This is a genomic window from Herbaspirillum hiltneri N3 (assembly GCF_001267925.1).
Classification (GTDB): domain Bacteria; phylum Pseudomonadota; class Gammaproteobacteria; order Burkholderiales; family Burkholderiaceae_D; genus Herbaspirillum; species Herbaspirillum hiltneri.
On sequence record NZ_CP011409.1, the window covers coordinates 403751 to 419927 of the forward strand.

At 60.3% G+C, this 16177-nt stretch carries 12 protein-coding genes; 4 read left to right on the forward strand and 8 right to left on the reverse strand.

What is annotated here, in order from left to right; all coding sequences use genetic code 11:
* Positions 1–39: 39 nt before the first annotated feature.
* Positions 40–1806 (reverse strand): tetratricopeptide repeat protein, encoded by a 1767-nt coding sequence (locus tag F506_RS01820; protein WP_053195079.1) that lies wholly within the window; start codon positions 1804–1806, stop codon positions 40–42.
* Between the two features lie 259 nt (positions 1807–2065).
* On the opposite strand from F506_RS01820, the gene mutM reads away from it, so the two are divergent.
* Together mutM and mutY are read left to right on the forward strand one after the other, a co-directional pair.
* On the forward strand, positions 2066–2896 hold the full coding sequence (gene mutM / locus F506_RS01825; RefSeq protein ID WP_053195080.1) for a bifunctional DNA-formamidopyrimidine glycosylase/DNA-(apurinic or apyrimidinic site) lyase: 831 nt from the start codon (positions 2066–2068) through the stop codon (positions 2894–2896).
* Entirely contained in the window at positions 2893–4020 is a 1128-nt protein-coding gene (gene mutY, locus F506_RS01830; protein WP_144423969.1) for an A/G-specific adenine glycosylase, read from the forward strand. Before mutM ends, mutY begins: the two co-directional genes overlap by 4 nt.
* A 35-nt stretch (positions 4021–4055) precedes the next feature.
* On the opposite strand, the gene rapZ is transcribed toward mutY, so the two are convergent.
* The 6 genes from rapZ to ilvA form a co-directional block, all read right to left on the reverse strand.
* A complete protein-coding gene (gene rapZ / locus F506_RS01835; protein WP_200907703.1) occupies positions 4056–4919 on the reverse strand; it encodes an RNase adapter RapZ in 864 nt (287 codons plus the stop codon).
* Between the two features lie 122 nt (positions 4920–5041).
* Positions 5042–5980: an HPr(Ser) kinase/phosphatase gene (hprK, locus tag F506_RS01840; protein WP_053195082.1), complete on the reverse strand. Its 939-nt coding sequence runs from the start codon at positions 5978–5980 to the stop codon at positions 5042–5044.
* 93 nt (positions 5981–6073) lie between these two features.
* A complete protein-coding gene (locus F506_RS01845; RefSeq protein ID WP_053195083.1) occupies positions 6074–6547 on the reverse strand; it encodes a PTS sugar transporter subunit IIA in 474 nt (157 codons plus the stop codon).
* A 176-nt stretch (positions 6548–6723) separates the two neighbouring features.
* Positions 6724–7230: a hypothetical protein gene (locus F506_RS01850; protein WP_144424144.1), complete on the reverse strand. Its 507-nt coding sequence runs from the start codon at positions 7228–7230 to the stop codon at positions 6724–6726.
* 420 nt (positions 7231–7650) lie between these two features.
* Entirely contained in the window at positions 7651–8499 is an 849-nt protein-coding gene (gene queF / locus F506_RS01855; RefSeq protein WP_053195085.1) for an NADPH-dependent 7-cyano-7-deazaguanine reductase QueF, read from the reverse strand.
* Between the two features lie 51 nt (positions 8500–8550).
* Complete coding sequence (gene ilvA, locus F506_RS01860; RefSeq protein ID WP_053195086.1) at positions 8551–10077, reverse strand: threonine ammonia-lyase, biosynthetic; 1527 nt, start codon at positions 10075–10077, stop codon at positions 8551–8553.
* Positions 10078–10366: 289 nt separating this feature from the next.
* On the opposite strand from ilvA, the gene F506_RS01865 reads away from it, so the two are divergent.
* Positions 10367–10858, forward strand: a complete 492-nt coding sequence (locus F506_RS01865; protein ID WP_053195087.1) for a YqaA family protein — start codon at positions 10367–10369, stop codon at positions 10856–10858.
* On the opposite strand, the gene F506_RS01870 is transcribed toward F506_RS01865, so the two are convergent.
* Positions 10850–11797 (reverse strand): ZIP family metal transporter, encoded by a 948-nt coding sequence (locus F506_RS01870; RefSeq protein WP_083458198.1) that lies wholly within the window; start codon positions 11795–11797, stop codon positions 10850–10852. The two genes, F506_RS01865 and F506_RS01870, sit on opposite strands and share 9 nt — an antisense overlap.
* A gap of 368 nt (positions 11798–12165) precedes the next feature.
* Between F506_RS01870 and F506_RS01875 the strand changes: the two genes are divergently transcribed.
* Positions 12166–16176, forward strand: a complete 4011-nt coding sequence (locus F506_RS01875; protein ID WP_053195088.1) for a DUF3683 domain-containing protein — start codon at positions 12166–12168, stop codon at positions 16174–16176.
* Position 16177: the final 1 nt, after the last annotated feature.

A 16177-nucleotide genomic window follows, 5' to 3' on the forward strand; every position in this document is an offset into this window, starting at 1 on the left:
TAACCGTGTCCTTGCCTCAGCATTGAATCGCCGCCGGCATCACAACTGCACCTTGAGGCGATCCAGCGTGCTCTTCAGGACGTCGTTCTTCGGATCTTTCGACTGGGCTTCGCGCCACAGGCGTTTGGCTTCGTCTTGCTTGCCGCGCGCCCACAGGATTTCGCCGAGGTGGATGCCGATTTCCGGATCGGGGCGCAGGCCGTAGGCGCGGCGCAATTCCTTTTCGGCCTCGTCGAGATTGCCCAGGCGGAATTCGGCCCAGCCCAGGCTATCGGCGATGAAAGCGTCTTCCGGCGCCAGCTGCACGGCTTTCTTGATCAGCGCGACTGCTTCCGGCAGGCGGATATTGCGATCGGCGAACGAATAGCCGAGCGCGTTATACGCGTGCTGGTTGTTGGGGGCCAGTTCGATGATCTTGCGCAGCGCGGTTTCCATGTCCTTGTAGTTGCCGGTCTTGTCGGTGGCCATGGCGTAGTCGTACAGCAGGTCGGTGCTTTCCGGGAAGCGCTTGAGTCCGGCCGACAGCACGTCGGCGGCGTCCTGGTAGCGTTCGCTGTCACGCAGGATCTGCGCTTCGCCCTGGATCAACTGCAATTGCTCGCGGTCGTTGCCGGCTTCGGACTGCGCCTGCTGCAATACGGCCCGGGCGCCGTTGATGTCGCCGCGCTTGGCCAGCAACTGGCCGCGACGGATTTGCACGTTGACGTAGGCTTCGCCCGGTTCGACCTGCTCCAGCCATTTCAGCGCGGCCGGGATGTCGTTGCGTTCCTCGGCGATCTGCGACAGCAACAGCAGCGCCTGGGTCGGGTCGCGCTCATCTTCGGGCTGGGTGGCAAGCACCTGAAGGTAGCGCTTGAGATAAGTCTCTGCTTCCGGCAGACGATTGGTCTGGACGTTCAGGATGCCCAGCGCGAACAGTGTCGTCAGATCTTCCTGATCGTCTTTCAGCAGCGTCTGGAACTGGCTGCGCGCCTGTTCGAACTGCTTCTGTTCAACCAGGCCGCGCGCATAGGCGACACGGACTTCGCGTGCGTCGGGATACTTCTTCAGGAAATCAGCCACCAGCTTCATGGCTTCCGTCGGATCCTGGGTGACTTGCGCCAGCGTCAGGATCGCCAGCTCGGAATCCGGCTTGAGCTTGAGCGCCTGGTTGGCTTCCTCGCGTGCGCGCACCGCATCGCGGTTGGCGAATGCGCCTTGCGACAGCGCCAGGTGGGTTTCGATCAGCGCCGGATACGGTGCGGTCACTGCCTGCAGGATATTGAATGCAGCGGTCTTGTCGCGCGCACGGCTCAGCAGACGCTGGATTTGCAGGATCATCGGGCCGCGCGCCTGTGGCGCCGCTTCGGCCAGGCGTTGTGTCAGCAGGGGCTGGATTTCGCCGATGTTGTCGCCCAACATGATCAGGCCGAGGTAATTTTGCAGCGCTTCATCCGAGTGCGGCGCCAGTTCGGTCCACAGGCGTACGGCGGCCAGCGCTTCATTGGGGCGGCGCGCAGCGAGGGCGATTTCAGCGGCGCGCTTGGCCAGGCGCGGATCGCGGGTTTGTTGCGCCGTGCCCAGCAGGGTCACGTAAGCCGCTTGCCACTGGCCGCGCTGGAAAGCGATTTCCGAGCTGAGGATTTTGAACAGGATTTCTTCGCTGAGCTCGACCGGCGGCACGACGTCTTCAGGTTGCTGGGCCTTGGCCTTCGCTTGTCCCTTGCGCGCCGGCGAGGCCTTGACCAGAGTTTGTTTCTTGCCGCTCGCAACGGGAGCCGCATCGGTCTCGCTGGGTTGCTGCAGGCTTGCACATGCGGAAAGCATGAGGGAGAGCGTTACAATGGCGAGAGGTTTTTTCAAGTGTAATCCTGAGTAATCTGGAAATAGTCCGGCAAGAACGAACAGGCGGGCAGGCAAATATTAATTTTACGCTCAACCGCGTGTTTCTTGGTGTAAGCGAGTGTAAACCATCCGCCTGCATCTGCTCTATCATAGCCGTCTTGCGCTTATTCGCCTGTGTCCGCTTTCATTCGCCGCTTGTCTTCTTAACAGTCAGCTCAGTCCAGCCAAAAGTCATCGTTCCATGCCCGAATTACCAGAAGTAGAAGTCACCCGGCGCGGCGTCGCTCCCCATCTCGAGGGGCAGACGGTTGCGGGAGTGGTGACGCGCCACAGCGGATTGCGCTGGCCGTTTCCCTCCGACCTGAACGAACGGCTGGCCGGACACGTCATCCGCTCAACCGGGCGGCGCGGGAAATACCTGCTGATCAATTTCGACCACGGCACGCTGATCGTGCATCTTGGCATGTCGGGGCATCTGCGTGTTCTGCCGCCGGGCATCGCGCCGCAAAAGCACGATCACTTCGATCTCGTGGTGGGCAAGCCGGTCAGGAACATCATGCGCATGACCGATCCGCGCCGTTTCGGCGCCGTGCTGTGGCACGACAACGCCGACGGCGACATTGAAGAGCACATGCTGCTGCGCGGTCTCGGCCTGGAGCCGCTGGAAGACAAATTCTCCGCGCGCGAGCTGCATCGCCAGACGCGCAACCGCAGTGCGCCGATCAAGCAAGTGCTGCTGGCCGGCGACATCGTCGTCGGCGTCGGCAACATCTATGCGTCGGAAAGCCTGTTCAAGGCCGGCATCAATCCCAAGACCGCGGCCGGAAGAATCAGCCTGCCGCGCTATGAAAAGCTGGTGGTCGCGATCCGCGAAACGCTGGCCGCCGCCATCGAGCAGGGCGGCAGCAGCCTGCGCGATTTCATTGCCGTCAACGGGCAATCGGGATATTTCCAGCAGAGCTATTTCGTCTACAACCGTACCGGCCTGGCTTGCCGTATCTGCACTACACCGATCCGCCAGATCAAGCAGGGCCAGCGTTCCACTTTCTACTGCGTGGTCTGCCAGCGATGAAACGCGTCCTCAACAGCAACGAGGCGGCGCAGGATTTCGCCGACCCGACATTCTCGGAGGCAGTGATCGACTGGCAGAAGCAGCACGGCCGCCATGCCCTGCCTTGGCAAAACACGCGCGACGCCTATCGCATCTGGCTGTCGGAAATCATGCTGCAGCAGACGCAGGTGACGGCGGTGATTCCGTACTATCAGAAATTCCTGCAGAGTTTTCCGACCGTCGAGAGTCTCGCGGCGGCGCCGTCCGAAGCCGTGATGGCGCACTGGAGCGGACTCGGCTACTACACCCGCGCACGCAACCTGCATCGCTGCGCGCAGCGCGTGACGGCGGAATACGGCGGGCGCTTCCCGGATGATCCAGAATTGCTGGCGGACTTGCCGGGCATCGGCCGTTCAACGGCGGCGGCGATCGCTGCATTCTCCTACGGCAAGCGCGCCGCAATTTTGGACGGCAACGTCAAGCGCGTCTTTGCGCGCGTGTTCGGCGTGGAAGGTTTTCCCGGCGCCAAGGCGGTGGAAGATCAATTGTGGCGGCGTGCAGTGGCGCTGCTGCCGCAGGCCGGCATGGAATCCGGAATGGAAGCTTACACGCAGGGATTGATGGATCTCGGCGCGACCTTGTGCGTGCGCGGCAAGCCGGCTTGCGACCGCTGTCCGCTGGCGCCGCGTTGCGTGGCGCTGGCAACCGGCCGCACCGCTGAACTGCCGGTGCGCAAGCCGAAGAAGGCAGTGCCGGAAAAAGAAACCATGATGCTGGTCATCAGCGAAGGCAATGACGTGTTGCTGGAGCAGCGTCCCGACAGCGGCATCTGGGGCGGCTTGCTGTCCTTGCCCGAATTGCCGCCGAGTCCGGATGCGGATGCCTTCGGCGCTGCAGTGGAGAGCGCGCTGCAAGGGTTCGGCGCCATCGCGGCTTGCCGCAAACTGCAGCCGTTCTCGCACGTCTTTACGCATTTCAAGCTGCACATTTCCCCGTACCAAGTGGTGCTGGAGAAGCGCCGTCCGCACGTCGCGGAATCGGGCCATGTCTGGTATCCGATTGCGCAGCTGGCCGACGCGCCGTTGCCGGCGCCGGTCAAGAAATTACTGTTGGGCGTATTGCAGGCCGACGACTTGCTGAGCTGACGTCGTCGCAGGGAGGAAAAAAAAGGGGGGCAGCGTCAGCTGAGCTGGCGATGCCGCACCACCACATTTTCCTGTGCAGAAAAATGTTTTGCCAGTTGCTCGACGATGTACACCGAGCGATGCTGGCCGCCGGTGCAGCCAATGGCCACGGTGAGATAGCTGCGGTTATCGCGCTTGAACGACGGCAGCCACTTTTCAACGAAGTTGCGGATGTCGCCGAGCAGATCCTGCACCGCAGGCAAATTTTCCAGGAACTCGATCACCGGCGCATCGCGCCCGGTCAACGGCCGCAGACTCAGGTCGTAATGCGGATTGGGCAGCATGCGCACGTCGAACACCAGGTCGGCGTCGAGCGGCACGCCGAATTTGAAGGCGAAGGATTCGAACAGTACCGTCAGGCTGGCAGGGCTCGTGTCGATCAGATCGCGAATCCAGGCGCGTAATTTGTTGGCGCTCAGGTTGGAGGTGTCGATCACATGGCCGAGTCCTTCGATCACGCTCAGCATTTCGCGCTCCTTGTGGATGCACTCGGTCAGCGTCATGCGATCGGTCGGATTCTGATTGGGCAGCAGCCGATGCGACAGCGGATGGCTGCGGCGCGTTTCAGAAAAACGCGTGATCAGCGATTCGGTGGTAGCGGTCAGGAAGAACACCTTGACGTCATGGCCCTGGTCTTTCAGCCACTGGATATCGGGACCGAGGCCGGCCAGCGAGTCGGCGCTGCGCGCGTCGGTGGCCACCGCCATGGTGTCATCGCCTTCTTTCAGGCGCGTTTCCACCAAGTCTCGCAGCAAGGCAGGCGGTAAATTGTCGACGCAAAAATACCCGGCGTCTTCCAGTACATGGAGAGCCACCGATTTGCCGGAGCCGGATATGCCGGTAATAAGAACGATACGCATGAGTAGGATGATACCCCAAGCCGGAATATGGGTCAGTGTCTTGTCAGCTTAACGCGCTACCCGTTTGTCTGCACGCGGCTCAGGGAATCTTTACCTGGATTTATTGCAATTCTCTTGGCGGTTCATTCGCCGTTCATCGCCTTGCGCTGGCGATCGATGAATTCCTTGAGGGTGTCGATGCCGCGCAACTGGAGGATGGTGTTGCGCACCGCCGCTTCCAGCAGCACCGCGATATTGCGGCCGGCCGCCACCGGGATGACAACTTTGCGGATCGGCAAGCCGAGTACATCTTCAAATTGCGCGTCGAGCGGCAGGCGCTCGTAATTTTCTTCCAGCGTACTGCGGCGGACAAGATGCACGATCAGCTTCAGGCGCATTTTGCGGCGCACCGCGGTTTCGCCGAAGATCGCCTTGATGTCGAGCAGGCCGAGGCCACGCACTTCCAGCAAGTTTTGCAGCAGCGGCGGACAGCGGCCCTCGATCATGTTGGGGGCGATGCGTGCGAATTCGACGGCGTCATCGGCCACCAGGCCGTGGCTGCGGGAAATCAGTTCCAGGCCCAGTTCGCTTTTGCCCAGTCCCGATTCGCCGGTGATCAGCACGCCCACGCCGAGCACGTCCATGAAGACGCCGTGCATGGTGATTTGCTGCGCCAGTTTCTTGGACAGGTAGACGCGCAGGTAGTCGATGACTTGCGCGGCCGGCAGCGGCGTCGAGAACAGCGGGATGTTTTTTTCGTCGCAGATTGCCAGGATGTCGGGCGGCGTCGCCAGACCTTGGGCGATGATGAAGGCGGGCGGTTCGCCGGCGACCAGTTCTGCGGTCTGGTATGCGCGAGAAGTGTTCGAAAGGCGCTGGTAGTACTCGGTTTCCTGATGGCCGAAGACCTGGATACGGCCGGGGTGGATCAGGTTAAGGTGACCGACCTGGTCGGCGGCCGATGCGGCGTCGCCGGAGATCAGGCGTTCGCCGCCGGGGAAGCCGGCAAACCAGCCCAGTTGCAGCGATTCGCGATTTTCTTCATACAGTTGCTGTATCGACAATGCGGTAAATGAAGGCATGGTTCTCCGATTCCGATAGGGCGGTCGTTGGCGTGGTTGAGCTGTATGAGCAAGCGGTGCGAAAACATCGCATCGTTCGTCGCAACGCTTCGTTTAGTTGGTTTTTTCCAGCGACGGCTGCCAGGTCACCAGGCGCGAATAGACCGACGCCTGGTCGGGGTCGGCGATCAAGTCATTGCGGAAGGCGTTGTCCGAAAACATCTCTGCAATTTCGGACAGGATTTCCAGATGCTGCTGGGTGACGTTGTCGGGAATGAGCAGGAAGATCAGCAGCTTGACCGGCTCGCCGTCGGGCGACTCGAAAGGAATCGGCTCGGCCAGGCGCATGAACAGCGCCAGCGGTGCTTTCAGTCCCTTGATACGGCCGTGCGGCACGGCGACGCCATGGCCCAGTCCTGTCGAGCCGAGTCGTTCGCGTGCAAACAGGTTTTCGGAAACCGTCGAGCGGGCGATGCCGCTGTTGTTTTCAAAGGTAAGTCCGGCTTGTTCGAATGCTCGTTTTTTGCTGGAGACTTCTAGATCCAGAATGACGTTCTCTGGAGACAGGATTTTTGCAAGATTTGTCATGACACAAAAGAAGGCGCTAGATAGGCTTTTGTGCAGGATTATAGGCTTCTTTGGGAGTTACGCAATGAATTCCGGTGTTGCTCCAATGCAAACAACAGTATTGCCGGAAAGAAGCTCCGCAAGCTGCCGCAGCGGCGCGACAGGCTTGCTTTTCAGACGAAAAGGCCTGACCGAAATCACATCTCGATGCGGCCGAAAACCAGCAGCACATCGCCGTTGTTCTTGTTCGACGAGAGGCGCGGTACGTAAGCGAACATGACCTTGGCTTTCTTGGTGCCGATCGACGCCAGCGGCAGCGGCACCGGGAACGGCACGCCGCCGAAGTAATCCTGCCGGCTCATCAGCATGGCGGTGCCGCCGATACCCAACTCGAGCGGCGTGCGGCCGATCGGATAGACCCATTCGTAAGCGTAGCCGGCCATGATTTGCGGATGGCGATGCGAATCCTTGAGCACGAAGCCGTACAGCGACTCGTCATTGCCGCGCTCGTTGCGCATGGTCTTGCCGTAGCCCAGACCCCAGGCGTGTTCGTTCAGTTGGTCCAGCTTTTCCTTGGTATAGGTGCTGCGGCCGTGGTGAGCCAGGCCCGATACGTAGATGGCGTCGTCGCCTTTGTCGGCGATTTCCGAGGCGTGATTCTTGATGGATTGCCACCAGCTGAATTCGTCGCTTTGTTGCGCCATGGCGGGAAGCGACGTTGCCGCGCAACCCAGCGCGAAAGCACCGGCGAGCAAGGCGCGGGGAGCGGAAAAGGAGGGAAGTGATTGGCTCATATTTTTATTGGCTGTTTGTTGATGGTGCTGACGGTCGTTTGCACACGGCGCGGCAAATGCCGGCAGGAAACGGACCAGATTTCCTCGTCAGAAAAATCGGCGAGGCGATGCCCGGGACGAGCATTGCCTGACGATGGAGTCGAGAGTGAGACTGGATCATTGCACAAGAAGTTTTATGCAATGCGGATAAATCGTTTCAAAATGTTGCGGCGGAAATGGGGGGGTAACGCCGCTTGCCGCGAGGGCAGCGGGTTACGCAACAGCCGCTGCGATGTAATGGTTTTGTAACAAAAAACCGGCGTCGCCCGAAAAAGCGCCGCCCGTAACGGCTTACTGACGCGCGTTGCGCAGGTTGGATGGTGCCCTTGCAGCAGAAAAATTGCTGCGCCACGGATTGATGTCGAGGCCGCCCCGGCGCGTATAGCGTGCGTAGACTGCGAGCTTTTGCGGGCGGCACTGACGCAGCACGTCGACGAAAATGCGTTCCACGCATTGCTCGTGGAATTCGTTGTGTTCACGGAAACCGATCAGGTATTTCAGCAGTGCTTCCTGGTCAATCGGCGCGCCCACGTAATGGATCTGTACGCTGCCCCAATCCGGCTGGCCGGTAACCGGGCAATTGGATTTGAGCAGGTGCGACAGCAGCGTTTCCTCGACGGTCGCTTCGTCGTGATTGGCCGACAGCAGCGACGGATTAGGGTGGTGATCGACGACCTCGATGTCGAGACGGTCAAGCAGCAGGCCGCTCAGTTCACCCATCTGCAATGACGAAAATGCGCCCGGTTCGGTCAGCGTCACCTGCACGCCGGCGCCGGCCGCCGCCGAGAGATCTTTCTGCAACAGCGCGACCAAAGCCTGCTGATCATCGAGGCGAGTCTGGTTGAAGGAATTCAGATACAGCTTGAACGACTTCGATTCGATGATGTTGGGCGAATCGGCCTGGATCATGAATGTGGCAATCGCGATTTGCGGCTTGCCGCGCTGGTTCAGCCACGACACTTCATACGCATTCCAGATATCGACGCCGAAGAACGGCAGCGTGCCCGTCACGCCGAGTTCGTCGCGCTTGGGCTGGCGTGGAATCGGGAACAGCAGGGACGGGTCGTAGGCGTCCGGATAAGCGGACGACTTGCCCAGCGGCGAGGTGTCGGGAGAGTTGCTTGCGTTGGCGTGGTTCATGGTCTTGCTTCCTTCGTACTTCTCAAATTCTCTGACGCGTCCCTGGCGGCATCAGCCAAGGAACAGTTTGTACAGCGGGTTCTTGCTTTCATCCCAATGGCGGTAGCCGAGGTTGTCCAGGAAAGCGCGGAACGTCTTCATTTCCTTCTTAGGCACCTGCAAGCCGACCAGGATGCGGCCGACGTCGCCGCCCTGATTGCGGTAGTGGAACAGGCTGATGTTCCAGTTCGGGTTCATGGTGCTGAGGAAGCGCATGAGCGCGCCCGGGCGCTCGGGGAACTCAAAGCGATACAGCAGTTCGTCCTGCGCCAGCGTACTCTTGCCGCCGACCAGATGGCGGATGTGCACCTTGGCCAGTTCATCGTGGGTCAGGTCAAGCGTACTGAAACCGTTCTTTTCAAACGTCTTGGCGATTCTGGCCGGTTCGTCGGCACTGCCGGTCTGGATGCCGACGAAGATGTGCGCCGATTTGGCATCGCTGATGCGGTAATTGAATTCGGTCACGTTGCGCGGGCCGATCACTTCGCAGAAACGCCTGAAGCTGCCGTGTTCTTCGGGAATCGTCACGGCGAACACCGCCTCGCGGGCCTCGCCGACATCGGCCATTTCGGCGACGAAACGCAGGCGGTCGAAGTTCATGTTGGCGCCGCAGGCGATGGTGATCAGCGATTGGTTCCTGATCGGTTTTTTGCTGTTCTTGGCGCGTTCGATGTAGGCCTTGGCGCCGGCGACGGCCAATGCGCCGGCCGGCTCGACGATGCTGCGCGTGTCCTGGAAAATGTCCTTGATGGCGGTGCACACGGCGTCGGTATCGACCAGGATGATGTCGTCCACCAGCTGGCGCGTGATGCGGAAGGTCTCTTCACCGACCAGCTTGACCGCAGTGCCGTCCGAGAACAGGCCGACGTCGGGCAAGGTGACGCGGCGGCCTGCCTTGATGCTGCGTGCCATGGCGTCGGAGTCGGTGGTCTGCACGCCGATGATCTTGATATCGGGGCGCACCGCCTTGACGTAGGCGGCGATACCGGAGATCAGGCCGCCGCCGCCGATGGCGACGAAAATCGCGTGGATGGGATCGGCGTGCTGGCGCAGGATTTCCATGCCGACGGTGCCCTGGCCTGCGATGACATACGGATCGTCGAAGGGATGGACGAAGGTCAGCTTCAGTTTCTTTTCCAGCGTCAGCGCATGGTTGTAGGCGTCGGTGAACGAGTCGCCAAACAGCACGACTTCACCGCCGCGGCCTTTGACGGCTTCGATCTTGACTGATGGCGTGGTGGTCGGCATCACAATCACGGCGCGGCAGCCGAGCTTGGCCGCCGACAGCGCGACGCCCTGCGCATGGTTGCCGGCCGAGGCGCAGATCACGCCGCGCTTGAGTTGGGCCGGCGGCAGATGCGCCATCTTGTTATACGCGCCGCGCAGCTTGAAGCTGAACACGCTCTGCATGTCTTCACGCTTGAAGTAAATCCGGTTTTCCATCCGTTGCGACAGCGTGTTCGCAATTTCCAGCGGCGTTTCCATGGCAACGTCGTAGACACGGGCGGTAAGGATTTTTTGCAGATAGTCGGTGGTCATAGTCAGCTAAAAGAAGCGAAAGGAACGATGGACGCGCAGTCGCGGGACTGCGATCTTCATGCGGTTTTCCCCCTTGTTTTCCCATGTCGGATCGGGAAACGCAGGGCGCGGCGAACTGATCATTATAATGGAGGCGACTGACAGGCTTATATCCGCATGCGGATGCAGCATATGAAACGGCGGTTTTTTGACTTGAAAAAGCCGCTGCTGCTGTCATCTGCAGTCAAACAACGCCAACTACCAGGTTGGCGCACCAATTTCCCCCACCGCTCATCCTTACCTGATCTGCATGATTGAATCCGCCATTTTGTGGTTGCTGAATTTCCTTGCCGTACCGACCGTCGGGCTGACGTCGGTATTTTTCATCAGCTTCATTTCGGCGACGCTGCTGCCGCTCGGCTCGGAGCCGGCGGTGTTCGCGGTCATCAAGGCCAATGGCGCGATGTTCTGGCCGGTCATCCTGGTGGCGACGGTCGGCAATACGCTGGGGGGGATGGTGGATTACTGGATGGGTTACGGCGCCAAGCAGACCTTTGCGCGCGAACGCAGCAGCCGCTGGTTCCACTGGCTCGAACGCTTCGGCCCCAAGACCATGCTGCTGGCCTGGCTGCCGGGCATCGGCGATCCGATCTGTACACTGGCAGGCTGGTTGAGGCTGCCATTCTGGCCGTCGGTGTTCTATATGATGGTGGGAAAATTCCTGCGCTACCTGTTCATGACCTGGCTGCTGCTCAACGTGCCGGACGGCTTCTGGCGCAGCATCGCCGACTGGTTAGCCTAGCAGCGTATCCAGCAGCATCATCGTCACGAAGCCGGCCAGCAAGCCGAGCGTGGCCTGGGTTTCATGGCCTTGACGGTGCGATTCGGGAATCACTTCGTGGCTGATCACAAACAGCATCGCACCGCCCGCACCGGCCAGCGCCCACGGCAATGCCGTGGCCGATACGCCGGTGGCCAGCGCGCCGAGCACACCGCCGACCGGTTCAACCAGTCCTGACAGGATGCCGGCGCCGGCCGACTTCCACGGCGAATAGCCAAGCGTGCGCAAGGCCAGCGCCACCACCAGTCCTTCCGGAATGTCCTGGATGCCGATGCCCGTCGCCAGCGCGATCGCCTTGCCCATTTCATCGCCGCCGAAACCGACGCCGATCGCCAGGCCTTCGGGAAAATTGTGGATCGTCACCGCCATCACGAACATCCAGATGCGGCTGGTGCGCATGGATTGAATCGCCGGATTGGGTGCGATGAAATGCTGGTGCGGGATCAGATGGTTGATCGCCAGCACGAACAGGCCTCCGAGCATGATGCCTGTGGCGGTCAGCAGGACCGCGCCGGTTTTTTCGTAGCCCAGTGCCTGGGCGTGGTTCATGGCCGGAATGATCAGCGAAAATACGCTCGCGGCCAGCATGATGCCGCCGCCGTAGCCGAGCAGCACGTCTTGCGTGCGCTCTGATATGCGCCGCGTGAACAGCACCCCGAGCGCGCCCAGGGCCGTCAGTCCGGCGGCTGCGGACGAGCCAAGCAGCGCCATCCTGACTTCGGGATGGTCAAGGAAAAACGCCTGCAGGCTTTCGTAGGATTTGACCAGGCCGAACACCAGTCCGACCGTCAGCATGGCGATCTGGCGCAGGCGCAGGCCGGCCCAGAATCCGGATGGGGAAGGAGCGGCTACGGGTGCCGGTTCGACAGGGAATTGTTCGCGCAATTGGGCTTGTATCATGGCAGTCATCCTCGGATCGGATTGGCGGATGGCTGTCCTAAGCCTTGCACTCGGCGTAATCGGCGAGGGTGATGGCTAGATTTTCCAGAATTTCGGTAATCAGTGATTGCAACATAGCATTCTCCGTGAGCGATGGGAAGGTGTCGATGGAGTGATAATAAATTTAAACAATTAATATATAAAAATTGATTGTATTTATTGATTCAATAGCGAGCGGTATGTTGCAATGCGGAAATTGAGCCAATTGCAGCGAATTTCTGCAAATAAGAACCATTTCGTATTGTTCTTCCAAAAGTAAGGGCATTCCCTCGCGCGGGACGGCAATAAGATAAAATGCATATCCGGCAGCAGATTTTTTTCCAAAATTAATGAACGCCCCCGCAAAAATCCAGGCTTTGCTCACTGATGCACCGCAGGGTGCCAGCCCCACGCGCTTGCGCGAAATTCCGTACAACTACACCTCGTTCTCCGACCGCGAAATCGTGATCCGCCTGCTGGGCGAAGACGCGTGGCGCGTGCTCGACGAGTTGCGCAGCAAACGCCAGACCGGTCGATCTGCGCGCATGCTGTATGAAGTGCTGGGCGACATCTGGGTGGTGCGCCGCAACCCTTATCTGCAGGACGACATGCTGGATAATCCCAAGCGTCGCGCTGCACTGATCGAGGCCTTGCACCATCGCCTGGCCGAAGTGGACAAGCGCCGCATCGACGTCAATCAGTCCGAAGCGGGTGATGCCGCCGCTGCTGAGAGCGCGCGCCGCAGCGCCAACGTCGAGCTGTTGATCAAGGCCGCCCGCAAGGCGATTGCCGATTTCGGCGAAGAATTCAAGCACACCTACGACCTGCGGAAGCGCGCCACCAAGGTGCTGGGCCGCTATACCGCCAAGGACAACATCAAGTTCGACGGCCTCTCTCGCGTCTCGCACGTGACCGACGCCACCGACTGGCGCGTCGAGTATCCGTTCGTCGTGCTCACGCCCGACAGCGAAGACGAGATGGCCGGCCTGGTCAAGGCCTGTATCGAACTTGGCCTGACCATCATCCCGCGCGGCGGCGGCACCGGTTATACCGGCGGCGCGATCCCGCTGACACCGATGTCGGCCGTCATCAATACCGAAAAGCTGGAACAGCTCGGCGCCGTCGAGATGGAAGTCTTGCCCGGCCTCGACAAGCCGTACGCGACGATTTACTCGGGCGCCGGCGTAGTCACCAAGCGCGTCTCCGACGCCGCTGAAAAAGCCGGTTTCGTCTTCGCGGTGGATCCGACTTCGGCCGAAGCCTCGTGCATCGGCGGCAACGTCGCCATGAACGCTGGCGGCAAGAAAGCCGTGCTGTGGGGCACTGCACTCGACAACCTGGCCAGCTGGCGCATGGTCGATCCGCAAGGCGACTGGCTCGAAGTCACGCGCCTGGACCACAACCTCGGCAAGATCCACGACGTCGAACTGGCGACCTTCAGGCTCGAGTGGTCGCATCCCGGCGAAAAAGGCCAGAAGACTGAAGTTTTCAAAACCGAAATCCTCGAGATCGCCGGCCGCAAGTTCCGCAAGGAAGGCCTGGGCAAGGATGTAACGGACAAATTCCTGTCAGGCTTGCCCGGCATTCAAAAAGAAGGTTGCGACGGCCTGATCACGTCGGCGCGTTGGATCCTGCACAAGATGCCGAAACAGACGCGCACCGTCTGCCTCGAATTCTTCGGCCAGGCGCGCGATGCGATTCCGTCGATTGTCGAAATCAAGAATTATCTCGACGCCGAGACCAAAAAGGGCGGCGCCATCCTGGCCGGCCTGGAACATCTCGACGAGCGCTACCTGCGCGCAGTCGGCTACGCCACCAAATCCAAACGCGGGGTGCTGCCGAAGATGGTGCTGATCGGCGACATCGTCGGCGACGACGAAATCGCCGTGGCGCAGGCCGCCTCGGAAGTGATCCGCATGGCCAACAATCGCGTCGGTGAAGGTTTTGTCGCGATCAGCCCGGAAGCACGCAAGAAGTTCTGGCTCGACCGCTCGCGTACCGCCGCCATCGCCAAGCACACCAACGCCTTCAAGATCAACGAAGACGTGGTGATTCCATTGCCGCGCATGGGCGAGTACACCGACGGCATCGAGCGCATCAACATCGAACTGTCGATCAAGAACAAGCTGCAGTTCCTGGACGAGCTCAACGCCTTCTTCGTCAAGGGCAACCTGCCGCTGGGCAAGAGCGACGACGCCGAAGGCGAAGACATCCCAGCTGCGGAAATGCTGGAAGACCGCGTGCACCAGGCCGAAGACCTGATCGCCAAGACCCAGGCGCGCTGGAGCTATCTGCTGGCCAATCTGGACCAGCCGCTGACTGTGGCGAAGGGCGAAATGGCCGCGCTGGGTCTCGACAAGCTGTTGCCGGTATTCGACCAGCGCCTGCTCGACCAGCCTGACGCCAATGTGTTCCATGTCGTGCAGGACCGCACCGTACGCGTCTCCTGGAAGCAGGAAGTGCGCGCGCAGCTGCGTCAGATTTTCAGCGGCGGCGCATTCAAGCTGATCCTTGAAGAATGCAACGCCATCCACAAGCGCGTGCTGCGCGGCCGTGTGTTCGTGGCGCTGCACATGCATGCCGGCGACGGCAACGTGCACACCAATTTGCCGGTCAACTCCGATCACTATCAGATGCTGCAGGACGCGCATGAAGCCGTGGCGCGCATCATGACGCTGGCGCGTTCGCTGGACGGCGTGATTTCCGGCGAGCATGGCATCGGCATCACCAAGCTGGAATTCCTGACCGAAGATGAAATCAGCGAATTCCGCGAATACAAATTGCGCATCGATCCGGAAGGCCGTTTCAACAAGGGCAAGCTGCTGAATTTGCCCGGCTTTGAAGCCGACCTGTCCAACGCCTATACGCCGTCCTTCGGTTTGATGGGCCACGAATCGCTGATCATGCAGCAAAGCGATATCGGCGCCATCGCCAACAGCGTCAAGGATTGTCTGCGTTGCGGCAAGTGCAAGCCGGTGTGCGCGACGCACGTGCCGCGTGCGAACCTGCTGTACTCGCCGCGCAACAAGATTCTGGCGACCTCATTGCTGGTCGAGGCCTTCCTGTATGAAGAGCAGACCCGCCGCGGCGTGTCGATCAAGCATTGGGAAGAGTTCGAAGACGTCGCCGACCATTGCACCGTCTGCCATAAGTGCGTGACGCCGTGCCCGGTCGACATCGACTTCGGCGACGTCTCGATGAACATGCGCAATCTGCTGCGCAAGATGGGCAAGAAATCGTTCAACCCCGGTACGGCGACCGCGATGTTCTTCCTCAACGCCACCGATCCGGCCACCATCAATGCCACGCGCAAGGTGATGACCGACTGGGGTTTCAAGGCGCAGCGTCTGGGCAACGATATCTTCAAGAAGTTCGCCCGGAAGCAGACGCAGAAACCTGCAGCCACGGTCGGCAAGGCGCCGATCAAGGAACAGGTGATTCACTTCATCAACAAGAAGATGCCGGGCAACCTGCCGAAGAAGACTGCACGCGCGCTGCTCGACATCGAAGACGACAAGATCGTGCCTATCATCCGCGATCCGAAGACCACCACGGCGGAAACCGAGGCGGTGTTCTACTTCCCGGGTTGCGGCTCGGAGCGGCTGTTCTCGCAGGTCGGCCTTGCCACGCAGGCGATGCTGTGGAACGTCGGCGTGCAGACCGTGTTGCCGCCGGGTTACCTGTGCTGCGGTTATCCGCAGCGCGGCAGCGGCGATTTCGACAAGGCGGAGAAGATCATCACCGATAACCGCGTGCTGTTCCATCGCATGGCCAACACGCTGAACTACCTCGACATCAAGACCGTCGTGGTGTCCTGCGGTACGTGCTACGACCAGTTGCAGGGTTATGAATTCGAGAAGATATTCCCGGGCTGCCGCATCATCGACATCCACGAATATCTGCTCGAAAAGGGCGTGCGCCTGGAAGGCGTCACCGGTACCCGTTATATGTACCACGACCCTTGCCACAGCCCGATGAAGTTGCAGGACCCGCTTAAGACCGTCAACTCGCTGATCACTACTATCGATGCACAAAAGATCGAAAAGAATGAGCGCTGCTGCGGTGAGTCGGGCACCTTCGGCGTGAGCCGTCCTGACGTTTCGACCCAGGTGCGCTTCCGCAAGGAAGAAGAAATGCGCAAGGGCGCCGATAAGGTGCGCGCCGACGGTTTCGACGGCGACGTCAAGATCCTGACATCGTGCCCGTCCTGCTTCCAGGGTTTGTCGCGCTACAACGAAGATTCGGGCACCACCGCCGACTACATCGTGGTCGAAATGGCCAAGCACCTGCTCGGCGAAAACTGGTTGCCGGATTACGTGGCCCGCGCCAACAACGGCGGCATCGAACGCGTGCTGGTGTAAG

What these genes read in the sequence shown, in the direction of transcription:
- F506_RS01845 (WP_053195083.1), bottom strand. Translation starts at nt 6,547, where the DNA reads ATGACAAATCTTGCAAAAATCCTGTCTCCAGAGAACGTCATTCTGGAT.
- ilvA (WP_053195086.1), bottom strand. Translation starts at nt 10,077, where the DNA reads ATGACCACCGACTATCTGCAAAAAATCCTTACCGCCCGTGTCTACGAC.
- F506_RS01850 (WP_144424144.1), bottom strand. Translation starts at nt 7,230, where the DNA reads ATGGCGCAACAAAGCGACGAATTCAGCTGGTGGCAATCCATCAAGAAT.
- mutM (WP_053195080.1), top strand. Translation starts at nt 2,066, where the DNA reads ATGCCCGAATTACCAGAAGTAGAAGTCACCCGGCGCGGCGTCGCTCCC.
- queF (WP_053195085.1), bottom strand. Translation starts at nt 8,499, where the DNA reads ATGAACCACGCCAACGCAAGCAACTCTCCCGACACCTCGCCGCTGGGC.
- F506_RS01820 (WP_053195079.1), bottom strand. Translation starts at nt 1,806, where the DNA reads ATGCTTTCCGCATGTGCAAGCCTGCAGCAACCCAGCGAGACCGATGCG.
- F506_RS01865 (WP_053195087.1), top strand. Translation starts at nt 10,367, where the DNA reads ATGATTGAATCCGCCATTTTGTGGTTGCTGAATTTCCTTGCCGTACCG.
- hprK (WP_053195082.1), bottom strand. Translation starts at nt 5,980, where the DNA reads ATGCCTTCATTTACCGCATTGTCGATACAGCAACTGTATGAAGAAAAT.
- F506_RS01875 (WP_053195088.1), top strand. Translation starts at nt 12,166, where the DNA reads ATGAACGCCCCCGCAAAAATCCAGGCTTTGCTCACTGATGCACCGCAG.
- rapZ (WP_200907703.1), bottom strand. Translation starts at nt 4,919, where the DNA reads ATGCGTATCGTTCTTATTACCGGCATATCCGGCTCCGGCAAATCGGTG.
- mutY (WP_144423969.1), top strand. Translation starts at nt 2,893, where the DNA reads ATGAAACGCGTCCTCAACAGCAACGAGGCGGCGCAGGATTTCGCCGAC.
- F506_RS01870 (WP_083458198.1), bottom strand. Translation starts at nt 11,797, where the DNA reads ATGATACAAGCCCAATTGCGCGAACAATTCCCTGTCGAACCGGCACCC.